Source organism: Haloarcula hispanica ATCC 33960 (assembly GCF_000223905.1).
In the GTDB taxonomy this organism is placed as follows: domain Archaea; phylum Halobacteriota; class Halobacteria; order Halobacteriales; family Haloarculaceae; genus Haloarcula; species Haloarcula hispanica.
On record NC_015948.1, the window covers coordinates 640501 to 656426 of the forward strand.

Below are 15926 nucleotides of genomic sequence, written 5' to 3' on the forward strand. Positions count from 1 at the left end.
GTTTAAGCTGCCTTTTGCATCGGCCTTTCCATCGGCAGCAGCTGCCAGGCGATCACTACCGACAGCACCGAGAGCGCGACGGTGGCGAGCGGTAACACGAGACCTGGGTCGTACCGCAGTGGCGGATGATAGCCGAAGCCGTAGTCGAGCACGTCGTTGCCGAGCGCCAAAACCAGCGCAGTCACGAGCGCACCCTTCGTCGTCCGGGCGTAGTGAGGGACTAACAGCCCCTCGGCAACGAACCCGAGGTGGGTGACGATGATGCCGAAGTACGCCCACGGAGCCGGGAAATAGGCGTCGAAGCCGATGTTTAACGCCACGACGGTCCACAGACCCATCTTGACTAGCCAGACAAGCGCGATGGTATGGAGGTACGCCAGCGGCACCGTCAGCGGCACCTCGTCGAGCGACTTGCCGAGGAACGGCAGGAGGGTAGCCACCGACAGTGTCATCAGGAATAGCGCAGCCGGCGAATCAGCATAAAGTGGCCAGAGAAACGTCGACACCTCGGGCATCGTTTCGACGTAGTACCGGACGCCGACGAGCATCGCGACGGCGTTGACGACCAGCAGCCACACGAGGCTCGGTGTCTGTTCCAGATAGTACCGCGCGTACCGACGTGGCAACGGCCCCCGCTGCTCGCTCATAGGTCGAATCGGGGCCGCTCGCGGCATAGCCCTGTCGGACGGGAGCCGACACCGCGTCGTCCACCCACTGAGTCCGCGCTGTTTGCACGACGGCAAAAGGCTGCCGGCGAACACTTATGTATGTCAATGACACACATCCAGATGCACCGATGTTCGAACAGTTTTCGCGCGGATACTACCTCGGCCGCCTCTACGTCGAACCGAGAGACGACGCGGCGGCCGCGATGTGTCGCGAGCAGCACGAACGAGTGAACGAACAGTTGTACGCCTCCGGCGAGGGGGTCGAACGCACAGACTATCCGCTGGTAATGAAACTCGGCTCCCAGCACTTCGCCGTCCACGGGGACGAACAGGTCCCGGCGGACACACTCGTCGTTCCCGAAACGATGCTTGCGGACGCCAACGTTCGGAACCCGCCCAGCCTCGAAGAAGTGTTCCTGGCGAAAGCGGACCACGCCGCACAACTGCTCTCTATCTCCGAGGGGACGCCGACACTGCCCGATACCGCGGTCTGAGGTCGTCGAACCCCCGCTCTGATGACAGTCTCCGTTTTCACTGAGCGGGCAGAAAGCGAGCGACTTCTCGCGGGCCGGTATAAGTAGGTTATACGCTTAAGCTACAGAGCAATGCAGTCAGGGGACTACTATTCACCTGATGCCACAGCGGAACCTTGCAGACGATCAGGACAGAGCTACGGAATCCAAATTCTACCTCCCCGCAGGGACCACCCCGTCATCCGAAGCCGGCTGGTTCGAACGTATCTGGGCCGTGCTGTTCAATCATCGCGTCTGAACCATCGATGTGCGAGACTGTGGTGAACAGTGGGGTGATTTCTGATCGGGTCTCCCAGGCTGACCGGCTCGTATCGACGTGCAAACCCTGACCGCAGTCCCGTGCGCAGAAACCACGACCAACCGACCCAGTTAAGCTACCGCACGGCTACCGTTATAACGCCTACTTGTCCGCGTTAGCGCACCAAACCACGATACAGAACAATGACCGATATCACGGCGGTCGTCCGAGCCGAGCACCCGGACATCGTGCTCACGGAGACCGTTACTCACGACCGCAGTTCGAAAGTCAGGTCGGTGTCAGAGGCGGGAACAGACCCGACCTCGGGGAAATTCTTCTATCACATCGAATCGTCCGATTTCCAGCAGTTCGAAGACGGATTACGGAACGACAGTACCATCGGCGAATTCGAGCGAGTCATCGAAACCCGAGACGACGAGGCCATCTACAGCTTCGAGTACACGGACGAAGCGAAGATCCTCTCACCTGTAATTTCCTCCGCGAACGGTGTCATACTCGACATGGAGAACGACGGGAGTGCCTGGATTCTCACAGTGTGGATGCCCGACCGAACGGATCTAGTTCACCTCTGGGACTACGCACAACAGAACGGGATTGATATCGATTTACTGCGCGTGAACGAATACGCCAGTTTGGGGAACACCGACGCCGGGTTGACCGATAGCCAGCGAGAGGCGCTCCTCGTCGCATTCGAAACAGGGTATTTCGAAGAACCGCGGAACGCGACCCTCAGCGATGTCGCCGCGGATCTCGATATCTCTCAGCCGGCTGCCAGTGGGCTCCTCCGACGCGGCATCAAGCGACTCATCATATCGTCACTGCGTGATGACAGCGAAACGCCAGATTGACTGACGGCTCCTCGGTGCAGTGGCGGTCCGGGAAGTCACTTTTAAGCCCGTCCCCGTCCGCCATCCAGTCGATGCTTGACCGGTTGCTGGGCAGAGCGTCGCTGAAAGAGCGGGTGGCCGAACTCGAAGAGGAGAACCATCACCTCGAACGACAGCTCGACGCCGAGAAGGAACGCCGCGCCGACGCAGCGACCGAGCGCCAGCGGGCCGAGGCCGAGGTCAACCGGCTGGAGGACCGCGTCGCCGAACTCCAAGACCGCGTCGAGCGGTTGCAGGACGAAGAAGGCGAATCGACGTTCCGGGCCGAGGAGACGCTCAGCAGGTCGCGGCTGAGTGAGGTCCTCGACCGGCTGGAGTCCTTCGAGACGGAGCCGGAAGGCGTCTTTACTGCCTACGTCGACGGGGAGCACTCCCTGCCAGGCCCGGTCCGGGATGCCTTCGGCGACCGCGCGTCGCTGGTCGCCAGCGCCGCGCCGTGCCTGGCTGTTACGGATGACGCAGGCCTTCTGTCGGCGTGTCTGTCCGTCCCCGCGCCGCCGTCGCCGTTCACCGAGTGGGCCGACGCCGTTCGACTGGAGCGGTCGTGGTTCGAGCCCACCGGCAAGCACGTCGTCGCGCTAGTCCGTTCCGACCTGTTCGCCCTGGGCGAGTACGACGGCCGGGAGCAGACTGCCTTCCACGGCTTCGACTCGGAGCTGAAAAGCCAGCACTCGAAGGGCGGCTTCTCACAGAGCCGGTTCGAGCGGCTCCGGGACCAGCAGATCGACTCCCACCTCGACCGCTGTCGGGCAGCTATCGAGGAGGTGTCACCCGACCGGCTGTACGTCGTCGGCGAGGGATCGGTCATCCACGAGTTCGAGGACCTCGCGACGGCGACGAAGCCGGTCGACGCGACTGGGGAACCGGACGAAGCGCTCGACGACGCCGTCCGGTCGCTGTGGACTGTTCGGTTGCGCGTGCCGTAGTTCGGGGCCCGGTCGTCCCAGCTCCGTCGGTGCGGGTTCCGTAGCTTTTTCGCAGGGCGGCGACTCTGTCCGGCTATGGCCGTAGCCATTTTAACACACGACGCCTTTCCCGACCGAGCCAAGACGGCTGTCGGGCTGTTGCGGTACGGCGACCGGGAAGTACGAGCACTCGTCGACCGCGAGCGGGCCGGCCAACGCGTCCACGACTCGCTGCCGGACGTACAGGACGCCCCAATCGTCGCGTCGATGGCCGACGCACCCGACGTCGACGCGCTCGTCATCGGCATCTCGCCCATCGGCGGCGAGTTCGACGAGTCCTGGCGCGCTGACGTGCGAACGGCGCTCGAACGCGGCTGTGACGTGTACTCGGGACTGCACTACTTCCTGGCCGACGACGAGGAGTTCGCCCGCCTCGCCGCGGAACACGACGCCGAACTGCACGACCTCCGCAAGCCACCTGAGGACCTGACTGTGGCGGCGGGGACCGCCGGCGACGTGGACGCGACGGTCGTGACGACCGTCGGCACCGACTGCTCGACGGGGAAGATGACCGCATCGTTCGAAATTCGCGACGCGGCGCGGGAGCGCGGCCTCGACGCCGCCGTCGTCCCGACCGGTCAGACCGGCATCGCCATCTCCGGCCGGGGCATCGTCGTCGACCGCGTCATCGCCGACTACGCCGCCGGCGCTGTCGAGCGACTGGTCGAAGCGGCACAGGCGGCGGACCTCCTCGTGGTCGAGGGTCAGGGCGCGCTTGCCCACCCGGCTTATTCGGGCGTGACGACGAGCATCCTCCACGGGTCGGCTCCCGACGCGCTCGTCATGTGCCACGAGGCCGGCCGCGAGGCGATTCACGGCTACGAGTCCTTCGACATTCCACCGCTCCCCGAGTACGTCGACATCTACGAGCGGCTGGCCGCGCCTATCTCGGACGCGTCAGTCGTCGCGGGGATGCTGAACACGCGCCATCTCGACGACAGCGAGGCCGCGGATGCTGTCGCGGGGTACAGCGAATCCCTCGGCGCACCGGCGACGGACCCCGTCCGCCACGGCGTCCCCGACGAGGTGCTGGACGCCATCCTATGAACTGGACTGTCGACCGCCACGACCTGCCGCTGTCGAACCCGTTCGGCATCTCGCGGGAGACCAGCGAGACCAGCGAGACCGTCGTGGTCGAACTCACCCACGAGGGAACCACCGGCATCGGGGCTGTCACGCCGTCGGCGTACTACGACGAGAGCGCGCAGTCAGTGGCCGCAACACTACCATCGCTCTGTGAGGCCGTCGACCGCATCGGCGACCCGCACGCCCAGCAGCGTATTGAACGAGAACTCGGCGAGCAAGCGCCGAATCAGCCTGCTGCCCGGATGGCACTCTCCATCGCCGTCCACGACCTCGCCGCTCGAAGCCTGGACCTGCCGCTGTACCGCCAGTGGGGACTCGACCCTGACGCTGTCCCGCCGACGACCTATACGGTCGGCATCGACTCGCCCGAGCGGATGGCCGAGAAGGCCAGGAAAGCGGCGGGCAACGGCTTCGGCCACCTGAAGGTCAAACTCGGAACCGACGACGACCGGGCGCGACTGGACGCGGTCCGGGACGCGGCCCCCGACGCCGAGGTACGCGTCGACGCCAACGCCGCCTGGACCGCCGGGGAGGCTATCGATAAGACTGCGTGGCTCGCCGACGCCGGCGTCACGATGCTCGAACAGCCGGTCGAAGCCGACGACATCGACGGCCTCCGCCGCGTGACCGACGCGACCGATATCCCCGTCGCTGCCGATGAGTCCTGCGTCACCGCGTCGGACGTGCCACGGGTCGCCGACGCCTGCGACATCGTCAACGCCAAACTGGTCAAATGCGGCGGGCTCCGGCCCGCAACCCGACTGCTCAACGCCGCCGACGCGCACGGTCTCGACTCGATGCTCGGCTGCATGGTCGAGTCAAACGCCAGCATTGCCGCGGCGGTCCACCTCGCGCCGCTTGTCGACTACGTCGACCTCGACGGGGCGCTCCTGCTGGCATCGGACCCCTACGCCGGCGTGCCGCTTGACGGTGCCGTGTTCGACCTCGCTGCGGTGTCGGCCGGCACCGGTGCTCGGCGGGCGCGAGACGCGTAGCTGTGAGACAGTACCGATAAAAATTCGGTTCGGAGTATTATGTGGCCCGTTTACGCCGACTCGACGGCGTCCAGCAGTTCGTCGTAGTCCGGCTCGTTGGTCGGGTCGTCGGCGACCCAGCTATAGGAGACTTCGCCGTCGTCGTCGACGACGAACACGGCGCGGTTCGCGACGCCGAGCAGCCCGAGGTCTTCGATGTCGATTTCGAGGTCGTAGTCCTGAATCGCCGACCGGCCCATGTCGCTGACCAGGTCGAACTCCAGACCGTGCTCGTCGCGGAAGGAGTTCAGCGAGAACGCCGAGTCGGCGCTGAGGCCGAGCACCGTCGCGCCGGCGTCGTGGAAGTCCCCGAGGTGCTCCTGCAGGGCCACCATCTCGTTGGAGCACGGCGGCGTGAACGCGCCCGGGAAGAAGGCGAGCACGACCGGCCCGTCGCCCAGGTGGTCGCTCAGTTCGAAGTCCGCTACCTCACCGTTCGCGATTGTCGCCGAGATGTCCGGCGCTGTGTCGCCTGTGGATACCATCACCCAAATATAACGGCGTCACCCGAATAAATACCCGCCATCCGGCAGGGCGACCCCGACTTCTTGCCGCCATGAGACTGGCCGCTTACAGCCACTCCGCAAAGGAGTGGTGCTCGCGGCTCGCCTCGATGTAGTCCCGCTGCATCGACTGGATGGCCGTCGAGAGGTCGTCGCCGGAATCGAGGGACTGTCGAACCCGGTCGATCTTCCAGTCGCTCGGGGTCATGCCGGCCTCGTAGCGGGCTTCAATCGGGTCGAGATACTCGTCGATGCGAGCCTCGGGCACGCCCTGCTCGGCCAGCCCCAGACGGGCGTACTCGAAGATTTCGTCGTAGATCTCGTCGTGGTCGGCTGTTCGCTCGCCCTCGGCTGTCACCCACGAGAGGTCGGCCTCAGAGCCGTCCTGCGCGGCGCTGTAGAAGCTCCGCCTGGCCTCCTGCCAGGGCAGTTCCGCGGTGGGATGGTCGGCGACGACCAGCCCGCGGATGAGACCGACCGTCAGCGCCTGCAGTCCGATCATGTCTTTGGCGTGGGGCTGGGTCGGCAGCGGGCGGTACTCGATGCGAAGCGACTTTTCAGTGCTTGCCCCGTCGACGGGGGCTCCGCCGACGACACAGCGGAGCCAGCGCCAGTAGGTCCCGCGCTTGTGGTCGAACTCCCAGAACTCGTCTTCGAACGCCGTTCGCTCGTCGTCGTGCAGGAACTCCCGCAGGAACGGCGCGAACAGGTCGTCGTCGACGACGCGACCGACGACATCCGTCGTGTCGTCGAGGTCCCGCGGGACCCGCACTTTCGGGTTCTCGCTGGTGTTGACCGACTGCTCGAAGGCCGCGATGCGGAGTTCGTGATGGGTGTTGTCACAGAGCCACTCGCCGTCGGTGTCGTCGTACATGTCCGCGGGGAGGAACGGCGAGTTCACCGAGAGCGCGAGCAGCGGCCCGAGCGTCCGTATCGCGGCGTTGTAGTACTCGGGGAACGCCTCGGCATCCGGAACCTGAAGGTGTGGCTGGATCGAGGTGGCCAGCGACTCGAACAGAATCGTCGGGAACGACCCGCTGTGCCCCGGCACGTCGAAGTCGATACTGCCGCCGGCGTGGTCCAGCGCCTCGTTGTCCAGCGCCACGTATCTGGGAGCCTGCCGCATGTTGTCCGCGAGGACGACGCCGTCGTTCGTCTCGTGCGCCGAGAGGTACTGCTCGCTGCCCTCCTCGGGCGGGATGGTCCACATCGCGTCGAGGACGAGTTCGCAGTTGTGCTTGCTCGCCTGCTGGCGGGCCTGTTTCGTCTGCATCTCCACCGCCGTCGTCTGGACCTCCATCCCGGTCTGGTCGAAGCTGTTCGGTTCGGTGTTGACCTCGGCGTTGTGCAGGCCCAGTTCCTTGTTGGCCTCGCCCTCGAACACCACGTCGGGCAGGCGGGTCAGCCGCCCCTTCCAGTCTTCGGGGTCCATGTACGGCTCGTCACTTTCTTCCTCGACTGACGACTCGACGGCCGGTTCGGCCTCCTCCTCCTCTGGCGTCTCCGGTTCGTCCTCGGCCAGCGGGCTGTCCGGGTCGATGTCGAGTGACGGTCCTTCCCCGGGACCGAACGAATCCTCGGACTCGGCAGCGGTTTCGCCGGCGTTCTGGTCCAATGACTCACTGCCGGCGGATTCTAGCGGGTCGCCCTCGTCTGGCTCCAGCGACGGGCCGTCGCCGTTTGGTTCCAGCGATGCGCCACCGCCGCCTTCTGGCTCCGCCGTCGCGTCGAGTGAGCCGCTCCAGGCCGCCCCGCCCGATCCGCTCAGGTCGTCGTCGAGGTCTTCTTCGGCGACTCCCTCGTCGTCTGCTTCCTCGTCTGGCTCGGGTGGGTCCGGCTCCGCGTTGATGGCGTACAGTTCGATCTCCAGGCCGACGGAGAACGCTTCGTTGTCGAACTCCCCGGCCTCGATGGCTCTCCGGAGCTGCATCGCCTGTTCGTCGACCCGCTCGGTGAACTCGGCGGCAGTGTCGTCGGCGAGCGACCGGGTCACCAGGTCGACGATATCATCCATGCTCGGTACTGTGTGGGCTCTTCCACTATAAGTGACCCGTCGTGTGTCTCCAGCGTTGATACCCGGTGTTACTCGAAGAGATCCTCGTGGCGGGCCGCGAGGTTGGCGTAATCGCCGGAGCTGAACGCCTCGAACACCTCGTTCGGGTCGATTGTTGTCTCTGACAGCGGTGTCACCGTGGCCGGGCTCCCACGGACGAACGACTCCGCAGGAACCTCGTAGCCCGGCGGGACGACCGTCCCCATCGCGACGATGGAGCCCTCGCCGATGGTGGCGTCGCTGACTGTCGAGTTGAAGCCAACGAGCGCCCCGTCCTTGACCGCTGCGTCGTTGAGGACGGCTCCGTGGCCGACCATCACCTTCTCGCCGACGGTCGATGCGTGGACGATAGCCCCGTCACCGATCGCCGATTCGCGGCCCACCTCGACGGGCGCCACGTCGCCGCGCAACACGACGCCGGGCCAGACGTTCGCGTTCGGGCCGACAGTGACGTCGCCCACCAGCGTCGCCTCGCGGCTGACGTGGGCGTATCCGTGGATGTCCGGCGTGGCTCCCTCGAAGGTGTACTCTCGGCTGTCCATACTGCTCCCATCGTGTCGGCGGCTCGAAAAGATACCGGTCAGAACGGGGTGTTCCTGGTGGTCTGTCCGCCGTCAAGCACGTCCGCGATACGAACGGTACCCCACCTGAGCTATTCGATGTGGACCACGAGGACGGGGACGGGCGCGCTCTGCACAACGCGCTCGGTGACGCTCCCGAGATTGGCGACCCGGTCCCGTCCGGTTCGACCGTGGGTCCCCATCACGATGAGATCTATATCCTCCTGCTCGGCGTAGTCGGTGATCGTCTTGTGGGGAATGCCCTCTTCCATGGTCGTGACGACCTCGACGCCGGACTCCTCGCCGCTGACCACGATGTCGTCGAGCGCGACGTCCCCCTCTTCCTCCAGCGACTGCCGCACTTCGTCCTGATTGGACTTGTCGGCCGCGAGGTACAGCCGCTTGTCCACGACGTACAGGCCGTGGAGGGTCGCGTCGTTGTCGCGCGCGATAGAGGTGGCGTGTGCGAGCGTCTCCGTCGTACCCGAACTGCCGTCTGTGGCTACGAGCACCGAATCGTACATATCCGGCTTCTCATGCGAACTGTGCCCACATAGTACTCCCTATCACGTTGACGCGGTCCGTGGCTGTCCAACCGACGGTGAAACCGTTGATTCACCTTCCGTCGTTCAGTGTATAATCGTTCTAACCATTATTTGTCAACAGGAATACTTTTGCCGGTCGCTGTCCATTAATTTCTATACGATGCAGGGGAGCACGCAGCCAGACGAGACACGGGCAGAACTGTACGTTCGTTCACTCCTGCCCGACGGGCACACGCAGCAACAGGCTGCGGTCATCGACCGGCTTCAGGGACTGTCGGACGCTGACGTTCTGTCAGATATTGCCGTTCAGGTAATTGGCCGGCAGATCCCGTCCACACCAGCGGAGGCACGGACTGAGCTCGGGCTATTCGCACTCAACCGAGTTAGCGTCTTTCAGGAGTGGGCAAAACGAAACGACTGTTCACTCGACCCAGCGTTCCGGGTGCGGTCGGTAGATTCGGAAATAACGGGAGAGCAGTACCGCGCGCTCGTGTTCCCGATCCAACTATTAGCCGAGTACGACGGAGCGAAGCTCAGGTGCGTGACGCCGCACACAGCCGACGGGGAGACGGTCACTGTCAGGGACCGGCTCACCATGCTCGAAGGGGAAGACGAATCGACGTTTTCATCGCTGGAACGGGCGAGTGCGGCGCGGCCGCCAGCCCAGTCTGACCTGCCGGCGGCCGACGCTATCGACGAGGACTCGGACCCGCTGTTGCCAGAGTAACGCCAGCGTCGCCCGCGTCTCAATACACTTATCCCCGGCCGCCGTCGTATCCTCGGATATGAGTACGGTCACGGTCACGCTGCCCGACGGGACCCCACTAGAGGTCGAGCGCGGCAGCACGGTCGAGGATGTCGCCTACGAAATCGGGCCAGGGCTGGGTGACGACACGGTCGCCGGCGTCGTCGACGGCGAACTTGTCGACAAGCACGCGCCGTTGACAGCCGACGTCGAGCTCGAAATCGTCACCGAGAGCAGTGACGAGTATCTCGACGTGCTTCGGCACTCCGCCGCCCACGTCTTCGCACAGGCCCTACAGCGCCTCTATCCCGATGCCAAGCTCACAATCGGGCCGTGGACCGACAACGGGTTCTACTACGATATCACCGACGTCGACATCGACGAGGACGACCTCGAAGCCATCGAGGCCGAAGCCGAGGCGATAATCGAGGAGGACCTCGACATCGAGCGCGAACTCGTCGACCGAGACGAAGCCTTCGAGCGTTACGAGGACAATCAGTTCAAACAAGACATCCTCGAAACCGAGGCCGCGGACGACGAGGACGTCTCCTTCTACACCCAAGGCGAGTTCGAGGACCTCTGTCAGGGCCCCCACGTCGAATCGACCGGTGAAATCGGCGGCTTCGCGCTGCTTGAAATCTCGGCGGCCTTCTGGCGCGGCGAGGAAGACAACGAGACGCTGACCCGCGTCTACGGGACCGCCTTCCCGACGGAGGACGCGCTCGACGAGTTCCTCGAACAGCGCCGCAAGGCCGAGGAGCGCGACCACCGCAAGATCGGCCAGGAGATGGACCTGTTCTCCATCGACGAGACGACCGGGCCGGGCCTGCCGCTGTACGAACCCAACGGCAAGAAGATCCTCAACGAGCTGTCGGACTACGTCGCCGGCCTCAACCGCGACGCCGGCTACGACGAGGTCGAGACGCCCCACGTCTTCCGCACTGAACTGTGGAAGAAGTCGGGCCACTACGAGAACTACGTCGACGACATGTTCCTGCTCGACGTCAACGACGAGGAGTACGGCCTGAAGCCGATGAACTGCCCGGGCCACGCCACTATCTTCGAGCAGAATTCCTGGAGCTACCGGGACCTGCCGGTACGGTACTTCGAGGACGGGAAGGTGTACCGCAAGGAGCAGCGCGGCGAACTCTCCGGGCTCTCCCGGACGTGGGCCTTTACCATCGACGACGGCCACCTGTTCGTCCGGCCGGACCAGATAGAGGAGGAGGTGCTGGCGACGGTCGACATCATCCTCGACACGCTCGACACGTTCAACCTCGACTACACCGTCCAGTTCGCCACCCGGCCCGAGAAGTCCGTCGGCGGCGACGAAATCTGGGAGAAAGCGGAGTCTCAGCTCGAAGCCGTCCTCGACGAGCAGGACATCGACTACGTCGTCGAGGAAGGCGACGGCGCGTTCTACGGCCCGAAGATCGACTTCGCGTTCGAGGACGCGCTCGGTCGCCACTGGGACGGCCCGACTGTCCAGCTGGATTTCAACATGCCGGAGCGGTTCGACCTCTCCTACACCGGCGAGGACAACGAGGAGCACCGCCCGGTGATGATCCACCGCGCGCTGTATGGCTCCTACGAGCGCTTCTTCATGGTGCTGACTGAGCACTACAACGGGAAGTTCCCGCCGTGGCTCGCACCCGAGCAGATCCGCCTGCTGCCGGTCAGCGACGACAATATCGCCTACTGCGAGGAGATTCAGGACGAACTCGATGACTTCCGGGTCACCATCGAGGACCGCTCCTGGACGGTCGGCAAGAAGATCCAGCAGGCCCACGACGACCGCGTGCCCTACATGTGTGTCATCGGCGACAACGAGGAGGAGGCCGGGACCATCTCGGTCCGGGACCGCAAGGAACGCGAGGAGAAGGACATCGACATCGCCGAGTTCCGCGACCACCTCGAAACCGAGGTCGAGCAGCAGCGGACCGCTGTGACGTTCCTCGCCGGCCGATAGCTGCAGTTCGTTCGGCCGATTCTCACCGACGGTGTACTGGCTTTCTGGCATCTGCCAGGCACGCCCTTTTATCCCCGGCGGGCGAGCCGACCTGTATGACCACTGACAGTGGAGCGTCGAGCGATACCATGCGGGAGCGCGCCACCGGTGACACCCGACTTCTCTGGCTCCTGCTCGACGCGGACCGCTGGCTCGTCACTGCCCTCCTCTCCGGTGTCCTGTTCTGTGGGATTCTCGCCGTCGGACTTTTGCATCCCACACCGGCATTGACGCTGTTGACTCGTGGTGACCCGGTCGAAACGCTGTTTCAGGCGCTGATTACGGGGACTGTAACCGCCGTTACGCTGGTTCTGACACTGAACCAGCTCGTCCTGTCACAGGAACTCGGTGCAGTGGGCGATCAGCGCGAGCGGATGGACGGGTCGATGCAGTTCCGCGCCGACGTGGCCGACGCCGTCGACACGCCAGTCAGTCCGGCAGAGCCCTCGGCGTTCCTCCGGTCGCTGGTCCGCGGGACCGCCGAACGGGCCGAGAATGCTCGGAACGCCGCCGAGGAGGCGGCGCTCGATGACGACCTGGCGGCGTTGCTGTCGAACTATCTGGCGGACGTGCTGACCAACGCCGACAGCGTCACCGCTCAGCTCGAAGACGGGACCTTCGGCGAGTTCGACGTCGTCAAGGCCGCGCTGGACTACAACTATTCCTGGAAGCTGTACGCCGGTCGACGCATCCGCGAGGCCTACGCCGACGAACTCACCGACGAAATCGACGACTCGCTTGCGGAACTCGTCGAGACGCTCGAACTGTTCGGCCTGGCCCGGGAACACTTCAAGACGCTGTACTTTCAGTGGGAACTGTCCGACCTCTCCCGGACATTGCTGTACGTCGCTATCCCGGCGCTTACCGTCGCAATCACCTCGTTATTGTTCCTCGATGTGCAAGATTTCGTCGGCGTCACGGCCGGCGTCCCCGACGTGTTGTGGCTCCTCGCGGTGACGACGACAGCATCGCTGCTTCCGTTCACGGTCCTGATATCGTACATCCTCCGTATCGTCACGATAACCAAACGAACGCTCGCTATCGGTCCCTTCATTCTCCGCGAGACGGACCGGCGCGTCGACGTCGACTGGGACTGACGCCGCCGCACATCACCACGGTATAAGTGCCGGACCGGACTCGCTAGTACCATGCAGATTGGCTCGCGTCGGTGTATCCTCAACCCCGTCAGTGGCGACGGCGAGCACGCCGACTACGTCCCGCGGCTGATGGCGGCGCGCGGGTTCGAGGTGTACGAAACCGAGGCGGTGGGCGACGCGGTCGAACTCGGCCGCGAGGCGGGTCGAGCCGAAGCTTCGGAGGTCGCCGTCTGTGGCGGCGACGGGACGGTGAACGAGGTCATCCGTGGGCTCGACGACGCCGGCCACCTCGACTCGGTGACGCTGAGCGTCATCCCGGCCGGAACGGCGAACCTCCTGGCCGGGAACATCGGCGTCACGGACATCGAACACGGTGTCGAAATCGCCGACACCGGCGACACGCGCCCGGTCGATGTCGGTGTCGCCGACGACGAGCCGTTTCTCGTCTCCTGTATCGCCGGTCTCCCCGCCGACGCCAGCGTCTCGACACCGGGCGACCTCAAGGAGCGGTTCGGCACGCTGGCCTTTCTGCTCACCGGGGCACAGGAGGCGCTCCGCTTCGACGGGTTCGACATCACTGTCGCGGCTGTCGGCGAGGACGGCCCGTTCACATGGTCGGGCGAGTCCGCCTGTCTCCTGGTGGGCAACGCCCGTAAGTTCGTCGCGGAAGGCGGGCAAGCAAACATGGAAGACGGCCTGCTGGACGTGGCTATCGTCGAACAGATGCCAACGGGGAACCTCGTCGCGGAGGCCATCGGTCAGCGACTCCTGTCGCTCGATACCGACGGGGTGACCCACGTTCGTGCGAAGGAGATCTCGGTTAGCGGCGACGGCGACGAACTCACGTTCAGCCGCGACGGCGAACTCAGCACGCACGAGGCGCTGTCGCTGTCGGTGCGCGAGCGCGCCCTCACGCTTCGCGTCGGGGCGGGCTACGCGCCGAACCCGGAGTGAGACCGGTCGCCTGTCCCAGCCGTCCACCGGCGGGGTGATCGGTCGGAATCGCCCCCGACGCTTTTGCCCCCATCCATCGAGGGCAATGGTATGCCCCCGCTCTCGATGGGTGCGCTCGTGGTCTTCGCGCTCGTCGCCGCCGCCCTGACGCTGTTCGTCACCGAGTGGCTGCCGCCTGACATGACGGCCATCGCCGTCCTCGTCGCGCTGGTCGTGCTGGAACCGTACACCGGTGTCCCGGCACGGACGTCCATCGAGGGATTCGCCAGCCCGGCGGTGGTCACTATCGTCGCGATGTACATCCTCAGCGCCGGCGTCGAATCGGCCGGCGTCGTCGACTGGCTGGCCGGGAGGCTGGCGGCGCTGACCGGCGGCGATGAGCAGCGCCTGCTGGCCGCCATCGTGGGCACGACGGGCGTCAGCGCGGGGTTCGTCAACAACACGCCGGTGGTCGCGGTCTTCATCCCGCTGGTCACCGGGCTCTCGGAGCGATACGGTATCTCGCCGTCGAACCTGCTGTTGCCGCTCTCTTTCGCCGCGATGCTCGGCGGGACGCTCACGCTGGTCGGTACCTCGACGAACCTCCTCGCCAGCGACCTCTCGGCGCAGTTGCTTGGCCGACCGTTCTCGATGTTCTCGCTGACGCCCGTCGGCGTCGTCATCCTCGCCGTCGGCGTGGCCTACCTGCTGACAGTCGGTCGGGCGCTCGTTCCCGAACGGGTCCACCCCGCGGCCGACTTCACGGAGGAGTTCGACATGGACCGCCACCTGTCGCAGTTACAGGTGCGGGACTCGTCGCCGCTGGTCGGACTGACGGTGCAGGAGGCGCTGGAAGGCGGTGTCCCCGACGACGTGGTCGAAGCAGTCGCGGACGTAGTCGATGCGGGAGAGTCGCTGCCGACCGAGGCCACCGTCGAACAGGTCCTCGCCGCGAGCGACCCGCTTGACATCGATGTGCTCCAGATCGACCGCAACGGCGAGTCGTTCTTCGCGACGGCCACCGACCGACCGCTCGAACCCGGCGACGTGCTGACCGTCCGCGGGAACCGACAGGCCGTCAATCAGTTCGCCCAGACGCTCGACCTGCGGGACCTCGCCCGCGAGTCCGTCACGGCGGACCTCCTGGCAGAGAGTGGCCATCCGGCCGTTCTCGCGGAGGCCGTCATTCACAGGGAGTCCCGGCTCCGCGGGCGGCGGCTCGCCGACGTGCAACTGCGCAGTCGGTTCGACGTGACGGTCCTCGCCGTCCGCCGCGGCGACGAGATCATCCACGAGAACCTCGCGGCGGTCGAGCTGTCCGCTGGCGACCTGCTCTTGCTCCAGACGCCTCTCGACGAGGTGGGCCACCTGCAGGACGAGGGGTACCTGGTCTTGACCGAGGGTCCCCCGGAGTTGTTCGACGCGCTCGACGGCGGCCCGCCGTCGCTCGACGCCGCGGCGGCGGTCCCGCTCGCGACCCTGCTCGCAGTCATCGCGCTCGCGGCGCTGGATCTGCTTCCAATCTACATCGCCGCACTCGGCGGCGTCGTCGCCACGGTCGCGACCGGCACGCTGAGCGCATCGAAGGCCTACGACGCGGTGAGCTGGAACATCGTGTTCCTGCTTGCCGGACTGCTCCCGCTGGGGCAGGCGATGCAAGCGACCGGTGGGGCCGCGTTCGTCGGTGGCCTCCTCGTCGACGCGGCCGGCGTCCTCCCGCCGCTGGCGCTGCTGGCGCTGGTGTACCTCCTGACGGCCGTCCTCGCCAGCGTCATCACTCCGGCTGCGACCGTCGTGCTGATGATCCCGATCGCCGTCGCCACCGCCGCCGAGATCGGCGTCGCCGGGTTCCCGTTCCTCGTCGTCGTGACGTTCGCAGTCGCAACGGCGTTCCTGACACCCATCGGCTATCAGACGAACCTGATGGTGTACGGCCCCGGCGGGTACCGCTTTACCGACTTCCTGCGCGTCGGCGGCCCGCTACAGCTCCTTCTGTGCGTCGTCACGACGCTCTCGGTGTCTGTCGTCTGGCCGCTGTAAAAATCCCGCG

15 protein-coding genes are annotated in these 15926 nt (G+C 65.4%); 10 read left to right on the forward strand and 5 right to left on the reverse strand.

Annotated features, from left to right (window positions below; translation table 11 throughout):
* Window positions 1-2: 2 nt before the first annotated feature.
* Window positions 3-647 carry a DUF1405 domain-containing protein gene (locus HAH_RS03285; protein ID WP_014039631.1) on the reverse strand — a complete coding sequence of 215 codons (645 nt, stop codon included), beginning with the start codon at window positions 645-647 and terminating at the stop codon, window positions 3-5.
* Between the two features lie 149 nt (window positions 648-796).
* Between HAH_RS03285 and HAH_RS03290 the strand changes: the two genes are divergently transcribed.
* The 5 genes from HAH_RS03290 (at window position 797) to HAH_RS03310 (ending at window position 5393) form a co-directional block, all read left to right on the forward strand.
* Window positions 797-1162 carry a DUF5802 family protein gene (locus tag HAH_RS03290; RefSeq protein ID WP_008310655.1) on the forward strand — a complete coding sequence of 122 codons (366 nt, stop codon included), beginning with the start codon at window positions 797-799 and terminating at the stop codon, window positions 1160-1162.
* A gap of 480 nt (window positions 1163-1642) precedes the next feature.
* Window positions 1643-2308 carry a helix-turn-helix domain-containing protein gene (locus HAH_RS03295; protein ID WP_008310652.1) on the forward strand — a complete coding sequence of 222 codons (666 nt, stop codon included), beginning with the start codon at window positions 1643-1645 and terminating at the stop codon, window positions 2306-2308.
* 71 nt (window positions 2309-2379) lie between these two features.
* A complete protein-coding gene (locus HAH_RS03300; RefSeq protein WP_014039632.1) occupies window positions 2380-3273 on the forward strand; it encodes a Vms1/Ankzf1 family peptidyl-tRNA hydrolase in 894 nt (297 codons plus the stop codon).
* A gap of 75 nt (window positions 3274-3348) precedes the next feature.
* Window positions 3349-4359, forward strand: coding sequence for a DUF1611 domain-containing protein (locus HAH_RS03305; RefSeq protein WP_014039633.1), 1011 nt, complete (start codon window positions 3349-3351; stop codon window positions 4357-4359).
* Window positions 4356-5393, forward strand: coding sequence for a dipeptide epimerase (locus tag HAH_RS03310; RefSeq protein ID WP_014039634.1), 1038 nt, complete (start codon window positions 4356-4358; stop codon window positions 5391-5393). The genes HAH_RS03305 and HAH_RS03310 overlap by 4 nt, the downstream gene beginning before the upstream one ends.
* A gap of 50 nt (window positions 5394-5443) precedes the next feature.
* On the opposite strand, the gene HAH_RS03315 is transcribed toward HAH_RS03310, so the two are convergent.
* The 4 genes from HAH_RS03315 to HAH_RS03330 form a co-directional block, all read right to left on the reverse strand.
* Window positions 5444-5917, reverse strand: coding sequence for a peroxiredoxin (locus HAH_RS03315; protein WP_044951693.1), 474 nt, complete (start codon window positions 5915-5917; stop codon window positions 5444-5446).
* An 85-nt stretch (window positions 5918-6002) separates the two neighbouring features.
* Window positions 6003-7949: a hypothetical protein gene (locus HAH_RS03320; RefSeq protein ID WP_014039636.1), complete on the reverse strand. Its 1947-nt coding sequence runs from the start codon at window positions 7947-7949 to the stop codon at window positions 6003-6005.
* 68 nt (window positions 7950-8017) lie between these two features.
* Window positions 8018-8530 (reverse strand): gamma carbonic anhydrase family protein, encoded by a 513-nt coding sequence (locus HAH_RS03325; RefSeq protein ID WP_014039637.1) that lies wholly within the window; start codon window positions 8528-8530, stop codon window positions 8018-8020.
* Window positions 8531-8640: 110 nt separating this feature from the next.
* Window positions 8641-9072 carry a universal stress protein gene (locus tag HAH_RS03330; RefSeq protein WP_014039638.1) on the reverse strand — a complete coding sequence of 144 codons (432 nt, stop codon included), beginning with the start codon at window positions 9070-9072 and terminating at the stop codon, window positions 8641-8643.
* 181 nt (window positions 9073-9253) lie between these two features.
* On the opposite strand from HAH_RS03330, the gene HAH_RS03335 reads away from it, so the two are divergent.
* The 5 genes from HAH_RS03335 (at window position 9254) to HAH_RS03355 (ending at window position 15916) form a co-directional block, all read left to right on the forward strand.
* Window positions 9254-9820 (forward strand): HTH domain-containing protein, encoded by a 567-nt coding sequence (locus HAH_RS03335; protein WP_014039639.1) that lies wholly within the window; start codon window positions 9254-9256, stop codon window positions 9818-9820.
* A 58-nt stretch (window positions 9821-9878) separates the two neighbouring features.
* Window positions 9879-11807 (forward strand): threonine--tRNA ligase, encoded by a 1929-nt coding sequence (gene thrS / locus HAH_RS03340; RefSeq protein ID WP_014039640.1) that lies wholly within the window; start codon window positions 9879-9881, stop codon window positions 11805-11807.
* Between the two features lie 95 nt (window positions 11808-11902).
* Window positions 11903-12943: a hypothetical protein gene (locus HAH_RS03345; protein ID WP_014039641.1), complete on the forward strand. Its 1041-nt coding sequence runs from the start codon at window positions 11903-11905 to the stop codon at window positions 12941-12943.
* A gap of 51 nt (window positions 12944-12994) precedes the next feature.
* Entirely contained in the window at window positions 12995-13897 is a 903-nt protein-coding gene (locus HAH_RS03350) for a diacylglycerol/lipid kinase family protein (RefSeq protein ID WP_014039642.1), read from the forward strand.
* Window positions 13898-13987: 90 nt separating this feature from the next.
* Window positions 13988-15916, forward strand: coding sequence for an SLC13 family permease (locus HAH_RS03355; RefSeq protein ID WP_023843140.1), 1929 nt, complete (start codon window positions 13988-13990; stop codon window positions 15914-15916).
* Window positions 15917-15926 lie beyond the last annotated feature (10 nt).

What these genes read in the sequence shown, in the direction of transcription:
- HAH_RS03285 (WP_014039631.1), bottom strand. Translation starts at nt 647, where the DNA reads ATGAGCGAGCAGCGGGGGCCGTTGCCACGTCGGTACGCGCGGTACTAT.
- HAH_RS03290 (WP_008310655.1), top strand. Translation starts at nt 797, where the DNA reads ATGTTCGAACAGTTTTCGCGCGGATACTACCTCGGCCGCCTCTACGTC.
- HAH_RS03295 (WP_008310652.1), top strand. Translation starts at nt 1,643, where the DNA reads ATGACCGATATCACGGCGGTCGTCCGAGCCGAGCACCCGGACATCGTG.
- HAH_RS03300 (WP_014039632.1), top strand. Translation starts at nt 2,380, where the DNA reads ATGCTTGACCGGTTGCTGGGCAGAGCGTCGCTGAAAGAGCGGGTGGCC.
- HAH_RS03305 (WP_014039633.1), top strand. Translation starts at nt 3,349, where the DNA reads ATGGCCGTAGCCATTTTAACACACGACGCCTTTCCCGACCGAGCCAAG.
- HAH_RS03310 (WP_014039634.1), top strand. Translation starts at nt 4,356, where the DNA reads ATGAACTGGACTGTCGACCGCCACGACCTGCCGCTGTCGAACCCGTTC.
- HAH_RS03315 (WP_044951693.1), bottom strand. Translation starts at nt 5,917, where the DNA reads ATGGTATCCACAGGCGACACAGCGCCGGACATCTCGGCGACAATCGCG.
- HAH_RS03320 (WP_014039636.1), bottom strand. Translation starts at nt 7,949, where the DNA reads ATGGATGATATCGTCGACCTGGTGACCCGGTCGCTCGCCGACGACACT.
- HAH_RS03325 (WP_014039637.1), bottom strand. Translation starts at nt 8,530, where the DNA reads ATGGACAGCCGAGAGTACACCTTCGAGGGAGCCACGCCGGACATCCAC.
- HAH_RS03330 (WP_014039638.1), bottom strand. Translation starts at nt 9,072, where the DNA reads ATGTACGATTCGGTGCTCGTAGCCACAGACGGCAGTTCGGGTACGACG.
- HAH_RS03335 (WP_014039639.1), top strand. Translation starts at nt 9,254, where the DNA reads ATGCAGGGGAGCACGCAGCCAGACGAGACACGGGCAGAACTGTACGTT.
- thrS (WP_014039640.1), top strand. Translation starts at nt 9,879, where the DNA reads ATGAGTACGGTCACGGTCACGCTGCCCGACGGGACCCCACTAGAGGTC.
- HAH_RS03345 (WP_014039641.1), top strand. Translation starts at nt 11,903, where the DNA reads ATGACCACTGACAGTGGAGCGTCGAGCGATACCATGCGGGAGCGCGCC.
- HAH_RS03350 (WP_014039642.1), top strand. Translation starts at nt 12,995, where the DNA reads ATGCAGATTGGCTCGCGTCGGTGTATCCTCAACCCCGTCAGTGGCGAC.
- HAH_RS03355 (WP_023843140.1), top strand. Translation starts at nt 13,988, where the DNA reads ATGCCCCCGCTCTCGATGGGTGCGCTCGTGGTCTTCGCGCTCGTCGCC.